This is a genomic window from Mycolicibacterium neoaurum (assembly GCF_036946495.1).
GTDB lineage: Bacteria > Actinomycetota > Actinomycetes > Mycobacteriales > Mycobacteriaceae > Mycobacterium > Mycobacterium neoaurum_B.
This window is the reverse complement of sequence record NZ_JAQIIX010000001.1, coordinates 695,491-714,356: the sequence shown is the minus strand read 5'-3', so window position 1 is coordinate 714,356 and position 18,866 is coordinate 695,491. Positions and strand designations below refer to the sequence as shown.

Annotated in this window: 20 protein-coding genes; 8 read left to right on the top strand and 12 right to left on the bottom strand. The window is 65.3% G+C overall.

Annotation, left to right across the window (positions count from 1 at the left end):
• Positions 1-25 precede the first annotated feature (25 nt).
• The 6 genes from PGN27_RS03295 (at position 26) to PGN27_RS03270 (ending at position 4,337) form a co-directional block, all read left to right on the top strand.
• Positions 26-613: a TetR/AcrR family transcriptional regulator gene (locus PGN27_RS03295; protein ID WP_335324813.1), complete on the top strand. Its 588-nt coding sequence runs from the start codon at positions 26-28 to the stop codon at positions 611-613.
• Between the two features lie 134 nt (positions 614-747).
• Positions 748-1,056 (top strand): fibronectin-binding protein, encoded by a 309-nt coding sequence (locus PGN27_RS03290; protein WP_335324812.1) that lies wholly within the window; start codon positions 748-750, stop codon positions 1,054-1,056.
• Between the two features lie 99 nt (positions 1,057-1,155).
• On the top strand, positions 1,156-1,539 hold the full coding sequence (locus PGN27_RS03285; protein ID WP_335324811.1) for a hypothetical protein: 384 nt from the start codon (positions 1,156-1,158) through the stop codon (positions 1,537-1,539).
• A gap of 118 nt (positions 1,540-1,657) precedes the next feature.
• Positions 1,658-1,927 carry a DUF3297 family protein gene (locus tag PGN27_RS03280; RefSeq protein ID WP_335324810.1) on the top strand — a complete coding sequence of 90 codons (270 nt, stop codon included), beginning with the start codon at positions 1,658-1,660 and terminating at the stop codon, positions 1,925-1,927.
• 19 nt (positions 1,928-1,946) lie between these two features.
• Positions 1,947-2,402: a GNAT family N-acetyltransferase gene (locus PGN27_RS03275; protein ID WP_335324809.1), complete on the top strand. Its 456-nt coding sequence runs from the start codon at positions 1,947-1,949 to the stop codon at positions 2,400-2,402.
• A 522-nt stretch (positions 2,403-2,924) separates the two neighbouring features.
• Positions 2,925-4,337 (top strand): wax ester/triacylglycerol synthase family O-acyltransferase, encoded by a 1,413-nt coding sequence (locus tag PGN27_RS03270; RefSeq protein WP_335324808.1) that lies wholly within the window; start codon positions 2,925-2,927, stop codon positions 4,335-4,337.
• Between the two features lie 56 nt (positions 4,338-4,393).
• Here PGN27_RS03270 and PGN27_RS03265 read toward each other — a convergent pair whose 3' ends face one another.
• A complete protein-coding gene (locus PGN27_RS03265) occupies positions 4,394-5,380 on the bottom strand; it encodes an NAD(P)H-dependent flavin oxidoreductase (protein ID WP_335324807.1) in 987 nt (328 codons plus the stop codon).
• 7 nt (positions 5,381-5,387) lie between these two features.
• Positions 5,388-5,999, bottom strand: a complete 612-nt coding sequence (locus tag PGN27_RS03260) for a PadR family transcriptional regulator (RefSeq protein WP_335324806.1) — start codon at positions 5,997-5,999, stop codon at positions 5,388-5,390.
• 113 nt (positions 6,000-6,112) lie between these two features.
• Here PGN27_RS03260 and PGN27_RS03255 point away from each other — a divergent pair, with 113 nt between their 5' ends.
• Positions 6,113-7,192, top strand: coding sequence for a LuxR C-terminal-related transcriptional regulator (locus PGN27_RS03255; protein ID WP_335324805.1), 1,080 nt, complete (start codon positions 6,113-6,115; stop codon positions 7,190-7,192).
• On the opposite strand, the gene PGN27_RS03250 is transcribed toward PGN27_RS03255, so the two are convergent.
• The 7 genes from PGN27_RS03250 to PGN27_RS03220 all read right to left on the bottom strand — a co-directional run bounded on the left by PGN27_RS03250 (position 7,193) and on the right by PGN27_RS03220 (position 15,116).
• A complete protein-coding gene (locus tag PGN27_RS03250; protein WP_335324804.1) occupies positions 7,193-7,396 on the bottom strand; it encodes a ferredoxin in 204 nt (67 codons plus the stop codon). It abuts the gene before it with no gap.
• Entirely contained in the window at positions 7,393-8,748 is a 1,356-nt protein-coding gene (locus tag PGN27_RS03245) for a cytochrome P450 (protein ID WP_335324803.1), read from the bottom strand. The genes PGN27_RS03250 and PGN27_RS03245 overlap by 4 nt, the downstream gene beginning before the upstream one ends.
• The gene (locus tag PGN27_RS03240) at positions 8,745-10,265 is read right to left on the bottom strand and encodes an aldehyde dehydrogenase family protein (protein WP_335324802.1); all 1,521 of its coding nucleotides are present in this window, start codon (positions 10,263-10,265) and stop codon (positions 8,745-8,747) included. Before PGN27_RS03240 ends, PGN27_RS03245 begins: the two co-directional genes overlap by 4 nt.
• A gap of 1 nt (position 10,266) precedes the next feature.
• Entirely contained in the window at positions 10,267-11,325 is a 1,059-nt protein-coding gene (locus PGN27_RS03235; protein WP_335324801.1) for an alcohol dehydrogenase catalytic domain-containing protein, read from the bottom strand.
• The gene (locus tag PGN27_RS03230; protein ID WP_335324800.1) at positions 11,318-11,728 is read right to left on the bottom strand and encodes a hypothetical protein; all 411 of its coding nucleotides are present in this window, start codon (positions 11,726-11,728) and stop codon (positions 11,318-11,320) included. The genes PGN27_RS03235 and PGN27_RS03230 overlap by 8 nt, the downstream gene beginning before the upstream one ends.
• A gap of 143 nt (positions 11,729-11,871) precedes the next feature.
• Positions 11,872-12,816, bottom strand: coding sequence for a haloalkane dehalogenase (locus PGN27_RS03225; RefSeq protein WP_335324799.1), 945 nt, complete (start codon positions 12,814-12,816; stop codon positions 11,872-11,874).
• Positions 12,817-12,848: 32 nt separating this feature from the next.
• The gene (locus tag PGN27_RS03220) at positions 12,849-15,116 is read right to left on the bottom strand and encodes an arylsulfatase (RefSeq protein ID WP_335324798.1); all 2,268 of its coding nucleotides are present in this window, start codon (positions 15,114-15,116) and stop codon (positions 12,849-12,851) included.
• An 80-nt stretch (positions 15,117-15,196) separates the two neighbouring features.
• On the opposite strand from PGN27_RS03220, the gene PGN27_RS03215 reads away from it, so the two are divergent.
• Complete coding sequence (locus PGN27_RS03215) at positions 15,197-15,808, top strand: TetR/AcrR family transcriptional regulator (protein WP_335324797.1); 612 nt, start codon at positions 15,197-15,199, stop codon at positions 15,806-15,808.
• Between the two features lie 14 nt (positions 15,809-15,822).
• Here PGN27_RS03215 and PGN27_RS03210 read toward each other — a convergent pair whose 3' ends face one another.
• The 3 genes from PGN27_RS03210 to PGN27_RS03200 all read right to left on the bottom strand — a co-directional run bounded on the left by PGN27_RS03210 (position 15,823) and on the right by PGN27_RS03200 (position 18,846).
• A complete protein-coding gene (locus PGN27_RS03210) occupies positions 15,823-16,653 on the bottom strand; it encodes a DUF1330 domain-containing protein (protein WP_335324796.1) in 831 nt (276 codons plus the stop codon).
• A gap of 94 nt (positions 16,654-16,747) precedes the next feature.
• Positions 16,748-18,016, bottom strand: coding sequence for an NRAMP family divalent metal transporter (locus PGN27_RS03205; RefSeq protein ID WP_335324795.1), 1,269 nt, complete (start codon positions 18,014-18,016; stop codon positions 16,748-16,750).
• Positions 17,983-18,846 (bottom strand): magnesium transporter, encoded by an 864-nt coding sequence (locus PGN27_RS03200; RefSeq protein WP_335324794.1) that lies wholly within the window; start codon positions 18,844-18,846, stop codon positions 17,983-17,985. The genes PGN27_RS03205 and PGN27_RS03200 overlap by 34 nt, the downstream gene beginning before the upstream one ends.
• Between the last annotated feature and the right edge of the window lie 20 nt (positions 18,847-18,866).

Genomic DNA, 18,866 nt, shown 5'->3' with positions numbered 1-18,866 from the left:
GGTTATTTATCATAGATTAGAATTTGTGCGTGCCCCGACCCGACAACCTGCAGCGGTCCGGCCGACAGTGACCCGGGAGGATTACGTGGCGGTCGGGCTGGAAGTCCTCGGCGACCGGGGGCATTTGGGGCTGAAGCTGGCTGAGGTGTGTCGAAGGTTGGGGGTCACCTCCGGGTCGTTCTATCACTACTTCGACAACTGGGCGGACTGCCGCCATCAACTCATCGAGTACTGGAAAGTCAACGGCACGTTGGCGCAACTCAAGGTGATCTGCGCCGAACCCGATCCGCGGCGGCGTATCGAGGGCCTCGTCGAGGTGGCATTGCGACTGAATCACCCCGCGGAATGTGCGATACGAGCCTGGAGTCGGGTGGATCCCGAGGTGGCGGCCATTCAGGCCGAGGTGGACCGATTGCGGCAACGAGTTGTGTTCGATGCGGCCCTTGAGCTTGGTGTCGACGGGATCCGCGCCGGTCGCTTCGCCGATGCGGCCCTCTATCTCCTCGTGGGTTACGAGCAGGCCGCCTTGGCTCCTGATCTGGACGGCCTCGAGGCGATCTTCCGCGACCTGTTGAGCCTGATAGAAGGCCGCACCGGTCTTGCGAGTGGATGAGAAGATGTGGAACTCCGGTGCCGACATTCCTACTTCGCCCATATTTGAATGCAAATTCGAATATGATCGGCGCCAATGGAGTGTGCACCGATGTGTCGGGCGTCGTGCCATCGGCGGCAGGAGAGGGGCGTGACGTGACGGGCACCATCCCGATGGACGGTCCGCGACCGGGTATCCCGGCCGCGGCGAGGCGACGAGGGTTGTCGGCAGTTGTCGCGATCGCCGTCGCCGCGTTTATTGCCGCTGTGGTCCTGGCGTCACCGGTTCACGCCGAACCGGTGGACGAGCCCTGCGCGTTGGCGGTCTCCCTGCTCTGTCGATTTGTTCCGATCGCCCCGTCGCTGGACGGGGACGTGGACTACACCCAACAGCAGCCGGGGGCGGGCATCCTCGCTCCCGAGTCGGCCCAGCCTGTCGATCCATGTGTCAGCGGATGTATCTGAGGAGCGTCGCCACGGCGGACGATGCGGCGGCGGGGCCGGCGCGCGGCAATGGGCCAGCGGCACATTGGGTCGTGAGAAGGGGGTAGCGAAGTGGTGGTGATGGACCGAGCGGCCGAGGTGGCCTTCGCATGGGCGCTGTTGCATGCCGCGCGGGGCTTCGTGGATCACAGCGCCTACTCCTGGCTGTGTACGAAACTGGGCGCCGGTGAGACGCAATCGGTCATCCGAGATCTGCTGGCCGGTTTCGTCGGCAGTTCGACCCCGCTCCCCGCGGCGATTGCTCCTTCCTTGTCGTCCTGGGTCGACGGGTTCCACGGCAGCGACGCCGAGGTGGACCTGCGTGATATCGCCGCCCGGCTTCGGCTGACAGAGCCCGGTGCGGCTGATGCTGCGACCTCCGGCCCGGCGGCCAGGTTGGTGGCTCGCCAGACCGGTCGGGCCGCTGACGGGTTCGCCCTCGTGCTGGTGCCCCCGGCGTTGTAGTTCGATTCGCCCGAGGTGGGTGCGCCGAGGGCGACCTGGGCTGACCGGGTCGGCCCCGGTCGCGTAGGTTCTTTGGGGACCACAGCCGAGAACATCGCAGCATTGGACGATAGTCATCATGTCTGAGCAAGACTCTGAGCACCAGAACGAGGACGTTCCTCCGAACCACCTCTCCATCGACCCGCGCAGTGCCCACTACAGCGAGGACGTACTGATCCGCGGTGTGGGGATCCGATTCAATGGCGTCGAAAAGACCAATGTGCACGAGTACAACGTGGCCGAGGGGTGGGTTCGCGTAGAGGTGCCCACCGCCAAGGACCGCCGCGGGAACCCGATGGTCGTCAAGGTCAACGGGACAGTCGAGCCGTACTACCGCTCCGCGGAGTAGTCGGCGCTTTCCTCGTCTCGTGTGTCCGTCGGCCGGTTCTGTCCTGTGTACTCGGCGGATTGTTCGTGCCGACTGGCAGTGGATCGCGGCATGGTTCGGCGATGAAGAGCTCAACCGCCGACTGGGTCCGCTCGACGAGGAATGGCTCGAACATGTTCTGGCCGAGAGTGCGGGCGTTCAACTGGTGATCACCGACGCCGACGGCGCGCCGGTGGGTCTGGCGGGCTGCGCCTGGGGCCCCTCCGATGGGGTGCACGCCATCACCGATCTGGCCGTGTGCCCGTGGCGTAGGCGCTCGGGTCTGGGGCGGGAAGTCTTGTCAGCTGTGCTGAGCTGGGGTGACCATCCACCGACGCGGGGGTGGGTCGCATTCGTCGACCCGGATAACCGGGCGGCCGTCGAGTTCTTCGTCGCGGCCGGCTGGCATGTCGACGGTGACGAAGACGGTATGCATCGGTTCCACCTGGTCCGCTGAGTTCGGAGCCCAGTGCCGTTCTTTCGTGCCTGTGGCGCGCTCGCCCGCCGAGGTCGAGCCCGCATGCGCTGACGCTGTCACGGAATCAACCGCCTGACGACGCTCGCGGACACCGGCTTCGTGGCGTCGAGCGGAATAGGCGACGAAATTCGTGGTGTGCCGCCGTTGGTGTAATCGATCCATCGTGGAGGGGGTGTGAAATCACCTGCGGCCGTCAGCTATTCGTGCCGACCTACCGAAATCGCTGTGATTGGAAATCTCTCATATGTGAAAGGCATTGGTAGAAAACGATTCCCGTAGGATGCAGCCAGTATTAGCCGTTGCCGTACTGGCTGGTAACTCCGCCAAGCGCTGATATTTACTGATGCGAAGGGAATTCCGGCCATCTCGTTGAATAGGTCACACGCCGTGCGAATTTCACGATCATCTTCTAACGTTGATTCAAATCATCTCGGGGTGAGAAGGGGCGACCAACGATGACGCGGCGGATGTTGACAGGGCCATCCGAGGGGTGGGATTGAAATGCGACGACTCTCAAGTTTGGATGCGCAGTTTTTCGCTGCCGAGCGTGCGGGCGCGGAATCGCACTATTGCGGGCTGTCGATCTACGACACGTCGGACGATGCACGGCCGATCACCGCTGGCACTGTCGCGCAGCGTATTCGGGAACGTATCGAGCACTATCCGCCGTTACGCTGGCAAGTGGTCACCGTGCCATTCGGGTTGGACCACCCGGTTTTCGAGACGGTGACCGTGGATCCGGCCGACCACGTGCGCGAGGTCGAGTTGGACATCAGTGACGAGCAGGGCCTGCGAGCCGCCGTCAGCGACGACCTCAAGGTGCCGCTGGACCGCGGCAAGCCGCTTTGGCGGGTCACCGTGTTCCACGGGTTACCCGGGCGCACCGCGGTGGCCTTCACGCTGCATCACGGTGTGGTGGACGGTATCAGCGCCAAAGAGGTTTTCGGGGTGTTGGTCGACGACGCAACCTCGTTGGGGACACCGCCCGCGGCGCAGGGCGAGTCGTCCGGTGCGGTGAGCAGGCTCGGCCTGGCTGCACGGGCAATGCTCGAGACACCGGTAGGTGCGGTGCAGAAGGTGCGCAATATCGCTGGAAGCCTTGCCCACCTTGACCAGAGCCCGGTGCTGAGGTCGTTGCCCGGCGTACAGGAACTCGCGCGGCTGATTCGCCGTGATGGTTCCCCGTACGCGGTGCACGCCCCGCGTACTCGCTTCAACAGCCGGTTGTCGGGCACCCGGTCAAACGGCTTCGCCAGTGTATCGCTGGAGGACGTCAAGACCGTCAAACGGCACCTCGGCGTCACCGTCAACGACGTGGTGCTGGCCGCCTGTGCCGGCGCGTTACGAAACCGATTGCTGGCCAACGACGAACTTCCCGAGGTGCCGCTGCTGGCCTACATTCCGGTGTCTGTCCGCCACCCCGAGCACCGGCGGTACGGCAATGCCATCACCTCGATCATCGCCCCGCTGCCGACTCATCTGGGCAATCGGCGTGACCGCGTCACGTTTGTCAGCGATGTCATGAAACGTGCCAAAGACCGCACCGCACAGATACCGCCGAGTCTGATGGCCGATGTCAACGACATCATCCCCACGCCGATGTTCCAGATGGCGGCGCGCGGCCTGATGGACGTCATCTGCTCGCCGTTGGTGCGCCCGCCGGTCAACTTGATCATGTCCAACGTGCCGGGGCCGAGCGACGGGCTCACCCTGCTGGGCGCGCCGCTGCTCGCGCATTACCCGCTGAGTCTGATCTTCGACGGGATTGCCTTGAACATCACCGTGGTGAGTTACCGCGACGGTATGGACATCGGCGTCGTCGGCGATGCCGATGCCGTGCCCGATGCGGCGGACCTCGTCGAGGACCTGCGCACGGAATTCGCTGCGCTGCTGCGGCTCACCACCGAGGACTGAGTTCGATCGGGTGTGCGGGCGGTGAACTGATCACCACCCGAACACTCGACCGGTCCTCACACGCCTGCGGGAGCGACGCTTTCGGTCAGCAGCCTGCTGCGCGCCTCGCTGTACTCGCGGCCCAGGCGTTCCACCAACTGCGCCGTGGTCGTGACCTCACGAATCGGGCCGATACCCTGGCCAGCGCCCCAGATGTCCTTCCACGCCTTGGCATCGGTGTTGCCGCCCGAGCCGAAGTCCATTGCCGACGGGTCCGACTGCGGGAGATTCTGTGGGTCCAGCCCGGCCGCCTCGATCGAACCGCGCAGGTAGTTGCCGTGCACACCCGTGAACAGATTCGAATACACGATGTCACTGGCGCCGCTCGTGGTGATCATCTCCTTGTAGGCGGGCTCGTTGCGCGCCTCGGTGGTCGCCAGGAACGCCGATCCGATATAGGCCAGATCGGCACCGGCGGCCTGTGCCGCGAGGATGGAGCGGCCGTGACCGATGGCGCCGGAAAGCAGCAGCGGTCCGTCGAACCAGGCCCGAATCTCCTGTACGAGTGCGAACGGTGAGATGGTGCCGGCGTGCCCACCTGCTCCGGCGGCCACGGCGATCAATCCGTCGGCACCCTTGTCGACCGCCTTGCGGGCGAAGGTGTCGTTGATGACATCGTGCAGAACGATGCCGCCATAGGAGTGGATGGCGTCGTTGACGTCGGCTCGGGCTCCCAATGAGGTGATCACGATCGGCACCTTGAAATCGACGCACGCCTGCACGTCCTCTTCCAGGCGCTCGTTGGATTTGTGCACGATCTGGTTCACGGCGTACGGCGCCGTCACCAGTTCGGGATGGTCATGCCGGCGGCGCTCCAACGTGGTCGAGATCTGCTCGAGCCACTCGCGCAGCGCGGGTGCCGGGCGCGCGTTGAGGGCGGGGAAGGAGCCCACCACGCCGGCGCTGCACTGGGCGATCACCAGCTCCGGGCCCGAGCAGATGAACAGTGGCGACGCCACGACGGGCAGTGCGAGATTATTGCGGAGAATATCGGGAAGGGTCATCTGGCAATCACTTTCGTTCGGTGTGGACGATGGGGGACAGCGGGGGCGGCGGCGCCGACCCGGGACACGACGGCGCCAGTTCGTCAGCGGTTTCCGCGATCTCGCGCCAGAACGCGATGGAGGCCTTCTCGATCATCTGGCCGGCCTTCAACGTCGCCAGCGGATAGCCGAGATCGGGCCGATCCTGGTATCGCCGCTCCAGATCCGCGTAATAGGCCAGCCGTGCTTTACGTTCGACGATCTGGTTCTCGGCGAGCTCGCGCATGCTCGACGGGTCGACGAGCTCACCGAAATGCAGTTTGAGAAGCGCTTCGTCATGCAGTTCGGCCGGTAGCGATGTCGTAGGGTCTCGAAGCCAATCGCGAAGGCAGTCAAGGCCTTTGTCGGTGATCGTGAAGAACTGACGCTTGCGCCCACCGTCTTCGGTCTCGGACCGCAGCAGTCCGGCAGCTTCCAGTCGACGTGGCTCGCGGTACAGCGTCGCGTGTTGTAGCGGCCATAGATAGGCGATGGACTCGGCAACGTACTGCTTGAGTTGATACGAGGTGGTAGGACCCCGGACTGCGGTCACACCCAGAACCACATAGGACAGGTGAGTGACGCGGAAACCCTCGGACACCGCTTGACCGTATCATTGATACGGTTAGCGCGACCAGTGGCGGCGCCCGGGAAACGGTCGTCTACGCTTGTGTGGTGCCTCACAATAGCGGCGCGAAACGGGATGGGTCACACGTGGAACGCGATGGCCGGTTGCACGCGGTGCTCGACGAGCTGCGGTCGGTGAGCACCGCCGCCGGGGTCGATGCCGCCGGTCCCGCCGGTGTATCGCCGCAGGTGGCGCAGCGGGTGCTTGCCGATGCCTGGTCCGCATTGGCCGATGCGCTCGACGGCGACAACGAGGCTGTCGCGGTGCTCGCCGCGCTGCGCACCCTGGCGGGTGCCGACGCCGCAGTGGCGCAGGCCAGGGATCGGACACGTGGGCTCGGCGATGCGCTCGCCCGGCTCGACGCCGCGCCGTGCACCGTCACCGAGCTGATGGATCTGGCCCCCCAACTGGTCACCGGGCTCGGATTCGACAGGGCCATCTTCTCCCGCATCGTCGACGGGGTCTGGGTCTCACACTCGGTGCACATCCCCGACGAACCGGACTGGGCGGCCGAGATCAACCGGGTCGGCCAAGAGCAGTCCCAACCTCTGGTGCGCGGCCTCTTCGAGACCGAGATCGTGCGCCGTCGAGAGGCCCGTCTGGTCACCGACGTGCAGCACGACTCCCGCGTCCACCGGCCCATTGCCGATGCCTCGCGCTGCGATTCCTATGTTGCCGCTCCCGTCATGGCCGGCGACCGGGTCGTGGCGCTGATCCATGCCGACCGCTACCGACAGCGCCGCGACGCCGACGACGCCGACTGCGAGGTGCTCACCGCCTACGCACACGGGCTGGCGCTGGCGTTCAGCCGTGCGCGGGCCGCCGAGCGACTGCATTCGGTGAGCGCGGCACTGCAATCGGCAGCCCGCGACTGTACCGAGGCCGCGATCGGTGTCGGTGACTATGCGCTGGCTCCGATCGGTCGTGACGAGGAATCGTCCGCACCGGTGCGCCAGGGACTTCGGTCGGTGCGCGGACTGCTCACCTCGCGCGAAGGCGAAATTCTCGAACAGATGGCCAGCGGTCGCACCAACGCCGCGATCGCCGCCAAGCTGTTCATCTCCGAAGGCACGGTCAAACAACACGTCAAACACATCCTGCGCAAACTCGGCGCCGAGAACCGGGTGGAGGCCGTCGCCATGCTCTACCAGTCCCACGCTGGGTGATCAGACGGTCTGCACCCGCAGCGACTGCGTCGGACAATTGCGCGCCGCCTCCTCGACCTGATCACGCAGGCCGTCGGCGAAGTCGTCGCGCTGAGCGTGCACCCGCCCGTCGTCGCCCACCTCGAACACGTCGGGTGCCAGCGCCTCGCACATGCCGATCCCCGAGCACTGATCGGTGTCGATGAGCACCCGCCAGCCGCTCATGCCGGCTTGCCCGGGTCGAATGGCATGCTCAGCACACCCCTGATGAAGTTGGTTCGCACCAGTTCCGGTACGCCGGTGCTGAAGTCGGGCGCCTGGGTGTAGAGCTCGCGGAACAGCGAGCGAAGCATGACCTTGGCGAGCTGGCTGCCCAGACAGTAGTGGATCCCGCCCCCGCCGAACGCCATATGCGGGTTGGCGCCCCGACCGAGATCGAAAACGGTCGGATCGGTGAACACGGACTCGTCGCGGTTGCCCGACGCGTACATCATGACCACCTTGTCGCCCGGCAGGATCTGCTGACCGCCGAGTTCGTACGGACTCACGCAGGTTCGACGGAAGTTCTGCACCACCGAACCCCACCGCAGGAACTCTTCGATGGCCGGGTTGATCCGGCCGTCGAAGTCCTCCCACAGAAAGGCGCGTTGCTGCGGAAAATCGTTGAGCGCCTTGGCCGCCAAGCTCGATGTGTGCCGGGTGGTGTCATTGGCGGCCACCGAGAACAGCACCATGGTGGCGCCGATCTCGAAATCGGAGAGCTTCTCGCCGTCGACCTCGGCGCTCACCAGGGCCGACAGCAGATCCTCCTGGGGTGAGGCTCGGCGCTCGTCGATCAACTCCTGGGTCATATCGTGAATACGCAGGGCGGCCTCGATCTGAACCTCGGCGGGATCTCGACCGGCCAGCAGGACCGGGTCGGCCCACGCCTGCGTTTCATCGGCTGCGTGCACCACATCGACCCGCATGTCCTCGGGGAATCCGAACATGTCGCCGAACATCTCGGTGGGCAGGTGTCGGGCGATGTCGGCCACGAAGTCGACCGCTTCGCCCGCGCGACCCTTGTCCACCGCTGTGGCAACGATGCGTTGCGCGCGCGAGGCGATATCGCCCTCGATGCGCCGGATCTGGCGGGGCGTGAACACCGAGCTGACCAGTCGCCGGATCTTGTGGTGCTGCGGATTGTCCATTGCGAGAAAGGACATTGCCATCTCCAGGAACACCGGCGGCAGCATGTCGAACATGACGCCGTACCGGGACACGAACACGTCACTGTTCTGGCTGATCTCGACGATATCGGCATGCCGCACCACCGCCCAATAACCGGGATCATCGGGATCGGGGGAGACCGCGGTCTCGATGGGCGGTTGCCAGCTCACCGGGCGGTGCACACGCAGCTCCGCGAAGATCGGTTCGCGGTCGGGCAGGTCCAGATCCCAGAACGCGTCGGTCGAGACATTGATCGGGTCATAGACCCTGGTGGCCGCGACGTCATTGGTGGGCGGAACGTCGACCGTATCGTCGTCGTCATCGAATGATAGATCGGCGCTGAACAATTCGTTGTCCAAAGTGCTCATGAGTTTTCTCCGTCGTCGGCGTGGCTGAGCAAGATGTCATAGGGTTTCGGCGGCCGGCCCCCGGACAGATCGAGGTGAACGGTCTTGGTCTCGGTGTAGGCATCCAACGCATCGGGCCCGAGTTCGCGGCCCAATCCGCTCTGTTTGTATCCGCCGAAGGGCACCTGACAGTTGATCTGGTGGGCGTCGTTGATCCATACGCTGCCGCAGGCGATACGCTCGGCCAGCTCCAGCGCCCTGGTGTTATCCGAACTCCAGATACTGGCCGCCAGACCATATTCCGAGTCGTTGGCGATGGCCGCGGCCTCGTCCTCGTCGGCGTAGGGAATGACCACCAGCACCGGGCCGAATACTTCTTCTCGGGCGATCCGCATATCGTTTCGCACGCCGGTGAGGATGGTCGGTGTCACCCAGAATCCCGGTTGGTCCAGCGCCTCGCCCCCCAGTGCGACAACGGCTCCCTCGGCATCCGCTGCCCGGATGTGGTCCACAATGCGGTTCTGTTGTCTGGCATTGATCACTGGGCCCATATCGGTATCCCAGTCACGGGTCGGACCCATGGTGATGGTTGCGGCCCTGGCCACCAACCGGGTGACGAACTCGTCGTGCAGCGATGCCGGAACCAAAGCGCGGGTACCGGATTCGCAGATCTGTCCGGAGTAGACGAAGCATCCGTAGAGCACACCGTCGACTGCGAGATCCAGGTCGGCGTCGTCCAGCACGATCGAGGGTCCTTTGCCCCCGAGTTCGAGGGTGACCTGCTTGACGGTGCCCGCGGCCAGTCGCATGATCTCACGGCCCACCGCGGTGGAACCGGTGAACGCGATCTTCCCGACGTCGGGATGGCCGGCCAACCGCGCGCCGGCGTCCGGTCCGTCACCAGTGACGACATTGAGCACTCCTGGCGGCAATCCGTTGGCCTCCGCGATGCGCGCGAACGCCAGGATCGACAGCGGCGTGTGCTCGTCGGGTTTGACGACGACGCTGTTGCCGGCGGCCAGCGCAGGCCCGACCTTCCACAGCGTCAGTAACAGCGGAAAGTTCCACGGCGCGATGGCCCCCACGACACCGATGGGCTCGCGGTGCACGACGGCCTGGCCGAGGGCCGGGAACGAGGTGATCGGCGCGGGACGCTGCCAGGCGTAGGTTTCAGCCAGATCGGCGAAATAGCTGAAATGAGCCAGAGCGTAACCGATGTGGAATCCAGTGGCTTGTCGCACCGTTGCGCCGTTGGCGCTCAGCTCCAGCTCGACGAGCTCCTCGGCGGCATCATTGGCCGCCGCGACGATGCGGCGCATGACGGCGGCGCGCTCCTGGGGGGTGCGGTGCCGCCATACCCCGGACTCGAACGTCGCGCGCGCGGCGGCCACGGCGTCGTCGACGTGGCCGGCACTGCCGTGTGCGACCGTGGCGACGGTGTCGCCGGTGCTGGGATCCACGATGTCGCGGTGGTTCTCGGTGTCGACATCGCGACCACCGATGAGCATCGAATGATGTTGGAGGGCAATGCTTGTCATATCAGATCCTCGGATCCAGGACGATCTTGGTGGCCTCCCGTGCCTCGAACATCCGGTAGGCCTCGGCCGCGGAGGACAGCCCCATCTGGTGGGAGACGATCGAACTCGGCCGTAGCTTGCCCGCACAGTTCAACGCGATCACCTCGTCCATGTACTCGGTGATATGCGAGACGCCCATCTGCAGTGTCACACCCTTGAGGTAGAGCTCGCCGAAGGGCAATGTGATCGCATCCTCGTTGTACACACCCGGGATGGACAACGTGCCGCCCGCCCGCACCAGCGCAATCGAGGACAACAAGGCCGATTCGTGGCCGACGGCGTCGACGACGACGTCGGCGCCGCGCCAGTCGGTCAGATCGAGCACCGCATCGGCAGGGTCGTCTTCGGAGGCGTCTACAGCCACAGCACCGAGATTGGCCGCCTCCTTGAGCCGGGCCGCGACCTTGTCGATGACGATCACCTGTGCGGCGCCCAGGATGTCGGCAGCCATGGCCGCACACAGGCCCACCGGGCCTGCGCCCACCACGGCGACGGTGTCACCAGGGGTGATGGCCCGGGCGACCGCCTCGTATCCGGTGGTCATGATGTCACCGGCGAAGAGGAAGTCGTCATCACACGCAGAGCCCGTATCCGGGATGGCTCGCGCGGTGCTGTCGGCATTGGGCACCACCACGTAGTCGGCCTGTCCGCCCGCCAGGTCTCCCAGGGCCAGTCCGAGGCCGAAGATCCGTGAGCCCGCGCAGTTTCCCGGCTGGTGGCGGCGGCACTGATGGCAGGCTCCGCAGCTGACCACACACGAGCTGACCACCCGATCGCCCTCGGCGAACCGGCCGACTGCCGAACCCGCCGCGACGACGGTGCCCAGGAACTCGTGGCCCAGTACGATATCGGGCTCCAATTCCAGTCGGCCCTCGTAGGGGTGCAGATCGGTACCGCAGATGGCGGTTCGTTCGACTCGGACCAAAATATCTGTGGGGCTGGTGATCTCGGGTATCGGGATCTCCGCGACCTCCACCCGGTACGGCGCGCGCAGGATCACCGCGCGCATGGTGTCAGGCATGCGTACCGGCCTGGGCGTCCTTGACGGCGACCTTCTCGCGGTACATCGGGAACAGCGGCTTGGTCAGCGGGACCAGCTTCAGGATCTTGTTGACCGGGCCCTTGGCCTTCACCTGCCCCTTGGCCAACCCGATCGCGAGGTTGTACTCACCCCGCCAGAACTGGTCGCCGGTGTCGCCGCGCATCAACAGGGTGACATCGGCCTTCTCGTCACAGGGGCCGAAGATGACCTTGCTGTCCGGGCGGAAGACCATCGTCATCTCACAATCGGGATCGGTGTAGATGACCCGCATGATGATGTTGGCGCCCTTGAGCTTCGGGCCCGATTCGGGATGGTCGAGTGCGTCGCGGAAGACGCCGCCGATATAGGTGTCCAATTCGGCGGGGTCGGTGAAAAAGCCCATGTCAGAAAGCTCCAGTTCTCGCGGTGTGACGGGTGTCACCCATGTAAACACCGCGCGTGAACTACAGGCAGCTGTCCTTGGTGAGCTCTTTCTACCCCCTTAGAGGGATACGGTGAGGCGGGATGGTGTCCGACGTCGAGGGATCAACGGACACCGTGGGAACTGGATGGGCTCGACGAGGGCGTGGCAGCGATGAATTCGTTGATCAGCGCGGCGAGTTCGGGACCCCGGTCCTCCTGCAGAAAGTGTCCGCCGCCGGTGATGGTGGTATGCGGTTGTCCATGCGCTCCCGGCACCTTGGCCTGGAAGAGTTGATCGCCACCGCGGGTGATGGGATCTTGGTCGCTGAAGCAGGTGAGCAGTGGCTTGTCGAAGGTGGACAGGACCGACCACGCGTCGATGTTGGCAGCCGATTCGGGGTCATCTGTACTCGTCGGTACCAGGGTGGGGAAGACCCGGGCACCTGCCTTGAACGAGTCGTCGGGGAACGGTGCGTCATAGGCGGCGATGACCTCGGCGGGCAGATCGGTGGTGCAGCCACCGTTGATGATGGCACCGACGGGAAGGTCGGGGACCTCTTGGGAGAACTTCTGCCAGGCGGCGAACGCCTCACCGAGCGGGAACTCACCGGTCGGCAGGCCGGTGTTGGCCACGATCACCCGATCGAATCTCTCGGGTTGAGCGGTCATTAGGCGTAGTCCGATCAGCCCACCCCAGTCCTGGCCGAAGAATGTGATGTTGCGCAGGTCGAGCATGTCGAACAGCAGCGCCGACATCCAGCCGATATGTCGCGCATAGGTGTAGTCCCCGGTCGCCGTGGGTTTGTCGCTGCGGCCGAATCCGACCAGATCGGGCGCCACGACCCGGTGGCCGGCTGTCACGAGCGGGCCGATCATGTGCCGGTACAGATAGCTCCACGACGGTTCTCCGTGCATCAGCAAGATCGGATCGGCGTCGACCGGACCTTCGTCGAGATAGTGCACACGCAGCGATTGTCCGCTGCCACTCGGTATTTCGACGTAGTGCGGCGCGAAATCGTAGCCGGGTAGGTGGGCGAACTGCTGGTCGGGGGTGCGGACGATATCCATAGTGTCGCTCTTTCCGGGATGGCGGGTCGGGTCTACTGGCGTGCCATCGCCGCTCTTGAGGCGACGGCATCGGATTCCGTGGGCGGGGGTGAGACCAGGTCGACGGTGATCTCGTGCAGCGTTCCCCGGAAGGCAAAGGGCGATCGATAGCGATCCGAGACCGCAGATCCGTGGTCGTATCCGATGCTCGATCCGACGGAGGAGATCATCAGCATGTACAGCGGCAGGTCGACGTGGCCCGCCGGCGTGGTATCGATCTCGATATCGACTGTGCCGCCGCGGTGATCTCCACGCCGGAACCTGACGGTCAGAACCGCATCACCGGCAGGTAGCGGCCGGGTCGAGGTGAGTACGGTGTGTTCGCCAAAGGCGTTGTAGTCCACCACCAGATGATCGTTCTGCACAAAAGCCGCAATGCCCGAATTCTCCGTGCCGGTGGCCCACAGCACGCCGTCTTGACCGTCGGCGCGGGTGACACGAGCCGACACGTAGAAGCTGGTGCCCCCGATGGGGGCGAAGGCCTGCGGCGGTATCGGCGAGCACGGCGGCCGATAGATGTAGCGGCCTTCGACGGGGTGCGGGGAGCGCTGTCGAAACCGTGGGGCGAACAGCTCGATACCCCGATCGTCGAGTGGCAGCACGCCGTGCCGGTCGGCCTCCAGCCACCACAGGGTGATCAGCTCCCTCAGCCGTTCGGGTTCGGCTGCGGCCAGGTCGTCACACTCGGACATGTCCCGGGACAGGTCGTAGAGCTCCCACTGCTCGGTGTCATAGTCCGCGCCAGGGATGTGCTTGCACACCGCCTTCCAGTGGCCGGCGACGAGCGCACGGCTACCGGCCATCTCGAAATACTGGACGGTGTTGGTGGCGGGCGCGTCGGCGTCGTTCAGCAGACCGGCGAACGAGTGGCCGGTGACCGGCAGTTGCGCTATCCCGCGGTAGATCTGCGGTGGTGTGACCCCGGCGATCTCGTACAGTGTCGGGGCGATATCGCTGACGTTGACGAATTGGTCGCGCCGGCTACCGCGGTGGTCCTCGGCGATACCGGCCGGCCAGTGCACCACCATGGGGACGTGCACGCCGCCCTCGTGGGTGTTCTGCTTGTACCACTTGAACGGTGCGTTTCCGCACTGTGCCCAGCCCCACGGATAGTTGGTATGGCTGTGTGGTCCGCCGATATCGTCCAGTCGTGTCACCGCCTCGGCGGGGTCCTCCAGGATGCCGTTGAAGAACTTCATCTCGTGCAGAACCCCGATCGGCCCGCCCTCCTGGGAGGCCCCGTTGTCCGACATCAGGATGAGCACGGTGTCGTCCCATACGCCGAGTCGGCGCAGCCCGTCGACGAAGCGGCCGATCTGATCGTCGGTATGGTCCAGGAAGGCGGCGAACGCCTCCTGCAGGCGGCACGCCAGGCGCTGCTGATCCGGGGGCAGGGTATCCCAGGCCGCCACGCCCGGATTGCGCGGTGCCAGTGCGGTACCCGCGGGTATCAGCCCGGTGCGGAGTTGGCGTCGGTAGACCCGTTCACGGACGATATCCCAGCCCTCGTCGAAGGCGCCGCGGTACTTGTGCAGATAATCGGCCGGTGCCTGGTGCGGGGCGTGCGCGGCTCCGAAGGGCAGGTAGGCGAAGAACGGTCGGTCGGGCCGCACGCTGGTGCTGTCCGTGATCATCGCCAGCAGCCGGTCCACCAGATCTTCGCTGAGGTGGTAGCCGTCCTCCGGTGGTGCGGGGGGCTCGACCATATGGTTGTCGCAGACCAGTTCGGGGCTGAACTGGTCGGTCTCACCGTCGAGAAAACCGTAGAACCGATCGAATCCGCGTGCCAGCGGCCACTGGTCGAACGGGCCCGCCGCCGAGCACTGTTCCATGGGCGCCAGATGCCATTTGCCGGCCGCAAAGGTGGCGTAGCCGGCCGTGTGCAGCACTTCGGCGATGGTGGCGGCGCGGTCGGTGATGTGTCCGAGTTGGTGTGGAAACCCGGTACGGAAGTTGGAGACCGTGCGCATGCCCACGGCGTGTTGGGACCGGCCGGTCAGTAGGGCGGCGCGGGTCGGTGAACACAACGGTGTCACGTGGAAGTTGGTGAACTGCAGGCCATCGCCGGCGAGTTGATCGATGTTCGCGGTGTCGATATCGGAGCCGTAGCAACCCAGCTGGGCGAAGCCGGTGTCGTCGAGCACGATCACCACGATGTTGGGTGCACCATCCCGCGGGTGCGGTGGTTCATGGAAATCCGGTACCGATTCGGCGATGGTGGCCCCGATGGTGCCACTGAAATGATCGTCCGGTTGCGACATGGCAACCCCCTCTCTTCCGTGACGCTATGTGTTGATAGTTCAACTGTCAATATATTGAGGTGGTGCTAATCTCGTGGTCGATGAATCAGACACCTCCGGAGCCTGCCGAACCGGTCGACGGTCGCCGCGCGCGGCGCGAACGTGGCCGGGCAGCTGTGGTGGAGGCGACCATCGACCTTGTGTTGGAAGGGTTTTCACCGCCGACGGTGGAGCAGGTTGCCGAGCGGGCGGGCGTTTCGACCGCCTCGGTGTTTCGATACTTCGACACCCTCGACGAGCTGCGTGACGAAACCACTCGCCGCTACTACCAGCGATTCGCCCACCTGCTGCAGATTCCGGACATCGGCGCAGGCGCCTTGGACGCCAGGATCAAACGCTTCGTCGACAGCCGTCACCAGCAGTACTCCGTGACCGCGCCGATGGCTCGAATGGTGCGCCACCGCGCCTCGAAGGTGGCTGCCCTGGGTGCGATCTTGCATCGGCATCGCGCGATGACGGCGACCGATATCGGCACCCACTTCGCCGCCGAACTGGACGAACTCGGCGCCGCGGCGCGGGCGGAATTGATCGGCACCATCGCCACCCTGACCTCGTTCGAGGCGTGGTCTGAGTTGACCGAAGGTCACCGCCGCACGCCGGCTCAGATTCGACGCGGGTGGACCAGCGCGCTCCTGCGATTGCTGACCGCCTGAACCGCCCTGGTTCCTCATGCGTGCAGTGCAGCGGCCAGGGTGTTGACGACGGGCCGGGTGATCATCGTGTATGTGTCGGCGATGGCGGCCTCGCGGTGCGTCTGCTGTGCCTGTAGCCGCGCCGGGTCGGCGGCGACCGCCATGAAAGCCCGCAGGCTCGGGAAAAGATTGAATCGAACCTGGTGCCATAGACGGCCGTCGCCGACGATGGTGCCGTCGACGCCGAACCAGCCCGCCACGCGAGCGCCATGGGACAGTGCGACGCCGGCGGCGGCGCTCTGATACGCCTGCATCGCATCGGGTGTGGTGCGTGCGGATTCCGGATCGTTGAAGCGCAGCACGTGCACGATCATCACCGGCCCATCTTGTGCGCTGGGGGGTTCGGGAACATCCTTCCAGTCGGGCTGTTGCAGTCCGTGCGGAATCGTGGGGTAGGGCAGCGGATCGCAGCCGAGGACGATGGTCTGATCCATCCCGGCTTCTTTGTGGACGTGTGCGGCCTGGAAATCGGGGCGTGACTGCATGTCGATGAACGATCGCCCGGTCGGGTAGCGCACGACGGCGATTCGATCCCACGTCGGCGCATCGCCGAGGAGTTGGGTTTCGACATCGGCCAGCAGGCACAACTCGGCGCCGATCGCGGCCAACGTATCCATGGGTGCGTACAGATCGTCGGCCTCGCGTCCGGAGATGGTGCCGCCGAGTCCGTCGCCATAGTCTGCGACGGCGCGGTACTTCATCAGATTGACCATCCAGCATGGTTTTCCGGACTCAGGTGCCGCACCACTGAGTCGGGCCGCGTAGTCGGCATCGATGAGTCCGTATCGGGGGTGGTGTTGGATCACGTTGTCTCCATGGCGATTGCGGCAGTGGGGGCGAGGCCGGTTCCACGCTAAATTGTGAGAGTGCAACTGTCAATATATGTCCACGCGGGAACGGTCAACCGAGAATGGTGGTGATCGCCAGCGCGATGACACAGGCGGCGATCACCAAGGTGGTGAGTGCATAGACGGCGGTGCCGCCCCGGCCGACGGCAAACGTGCCCATCAGATTCCGGTCGCGCGCAATACCGATCATCGCGATCAGGATCGGCAGCAGCAGTACGGCATTGAGGATCTGGGTGGCGACCAGAATGGTGACCAGGGGCACCCCGGGTAACAACACGGCGGCTGCCCCGGCGACGGTGACGGCCCCGAATGTCACATAGAACGTCCGTGCCTCCCTGAACGAGTCGTCCACCGCCCCCTCCGTGCCCGCGTACTCGCATACCGAGTACGCGGTCGACAGCGGCAGGACCGAGGCTGCCAGCAGCGCGGCGCCTATCAGCCCGATGGCGAACAGGGTGGCCGCGGCACCGCCGGCCAACGGCTCCAAAGCCCGAGAGGCATCGGCGGCATCGGTGATCTGTAGTCCGTTCTCGTGCAGTGTCGCCGCGCACGCCACCACGACGAAGAATCCGATCACTCCCGTCAGCACGGCCCCGGTGACGACGTCCACCCGCTCCAAGGGGAGATCGTCGGTGCGTAGTTTCTTGTCGACCGCATAGGACTGGATGAACGACAGACCCCACGGCGCCAGCGTGGTGCCGACGGTGGCCGTCACGATGGCCAGCGCGGCGCCCGTGGCGGGCATCGACGGCACCACGAGTCCGCGGGCGGCAGCACCCCAATCCGGTTCGGCCAGAATGCCCGAGGCGATGTAGGCGAGAAAGACCGTCGACAACAGCAACAACACATGCTCGACGCGATGAAAGCTGCCACGCAGCACCAGGAGTGAGACGATGACCGCCGCCGCAGGCACGCTGACCTGACGACTGATGCCGAACAGTTCCGAACCCGCCGCGATGCCCGCGAATTCGGCGCATGTGGTTCCGATGTTGGCGACCACAAGGGTCGCCAGCGTGGCGCCGCCGACGCGCACGCCGTAGCGCTGGCGCACCAAACCGATGAGTCCCTGGCCCGTGACGACACCCATCCGTGCCGCCAGCCCGTGGAACATGACGAGTGCGATGGTGGACAGCAACAGCACCCACAGCAGCTGGTAGCCGAACTGAGCGCCGAGTACCGAGTACGTGGTGATACCAGCGGGATCATCGTCGGACAGACCAGCCAGCAAGCCGGGGCCGATCACGGCGATCAATGCGGCGACGGTGAGTTTGCGACGGGGGCCGGCCGTCATCGCTGCCGCCGTGCCCGGCGCCGCGGCCATACCCGTGAGCGCAACATGTGGCGGCCGAGCAGGTGCGGTGTGCGCTGCAGGCGAGCGCGCCACTGCGCCGCGTGGACGGACGGCATTGCGGTGACGATGCGTTCGACATCGCGGTCCGGCAGTGCCCGCAGCACTCGCTCGCCGGTGTCGGGATTCATCCGGACCGCTGACGCGGCTACCGTAGCGGGGTAGCCTGCGACCACCTCGGCGGCCGCAGACACGTCCAGCCGGCCGATCAACTCGGCCAATCCGTCAGCGTCGAGGCGGTGGACAGCGGCCCGCGGGGTCGACAGCGCGATCGCGTGGCCACGGTCTGAGGTCGGGTGCAGATCGGCCCACGTCACGGTGTCGTGCGGCGCGTGCGCGGTGAGCCTTGCCAGCCCCAATCTTCGCAACACACCGGCGAATCCGACGTCGACGCCGATCGCCTGCAGTGTCGTGCTCCGCCGCAGCAAGAGAACGTCGGAGACCCTGGCTATTCGGCGACCGACGACATCGAGGACCTGGGTATCCAGTACATCGCGGTGCAACCAGATCTCCGCGCTTGCCGGTGGCGGCGCGGTGGCACTCGCAGCAATGTCCAGTACGAGTCGATGAGCGTGCCAGGACAGGACCGCCGACGACGGGACGATCAGTGCTGCGCCGTGGTGTCGGGTGACGACCAAGCGGGTCACCGGTGCCGGCTCCCGGAGCCCGGTGAAAGGGACGCACAGATCGCGGAGGCGACCGACGGATCGGCCCAACTCGTCACACACGTCGCGGCCCAGCAACTCGCTGAGCAACACGGGTTCGTGCGTGCGGCCGTCGGACGGTTGCGTGTTGGCCCGCATGTGGTTCCCTTCTGGCCGGG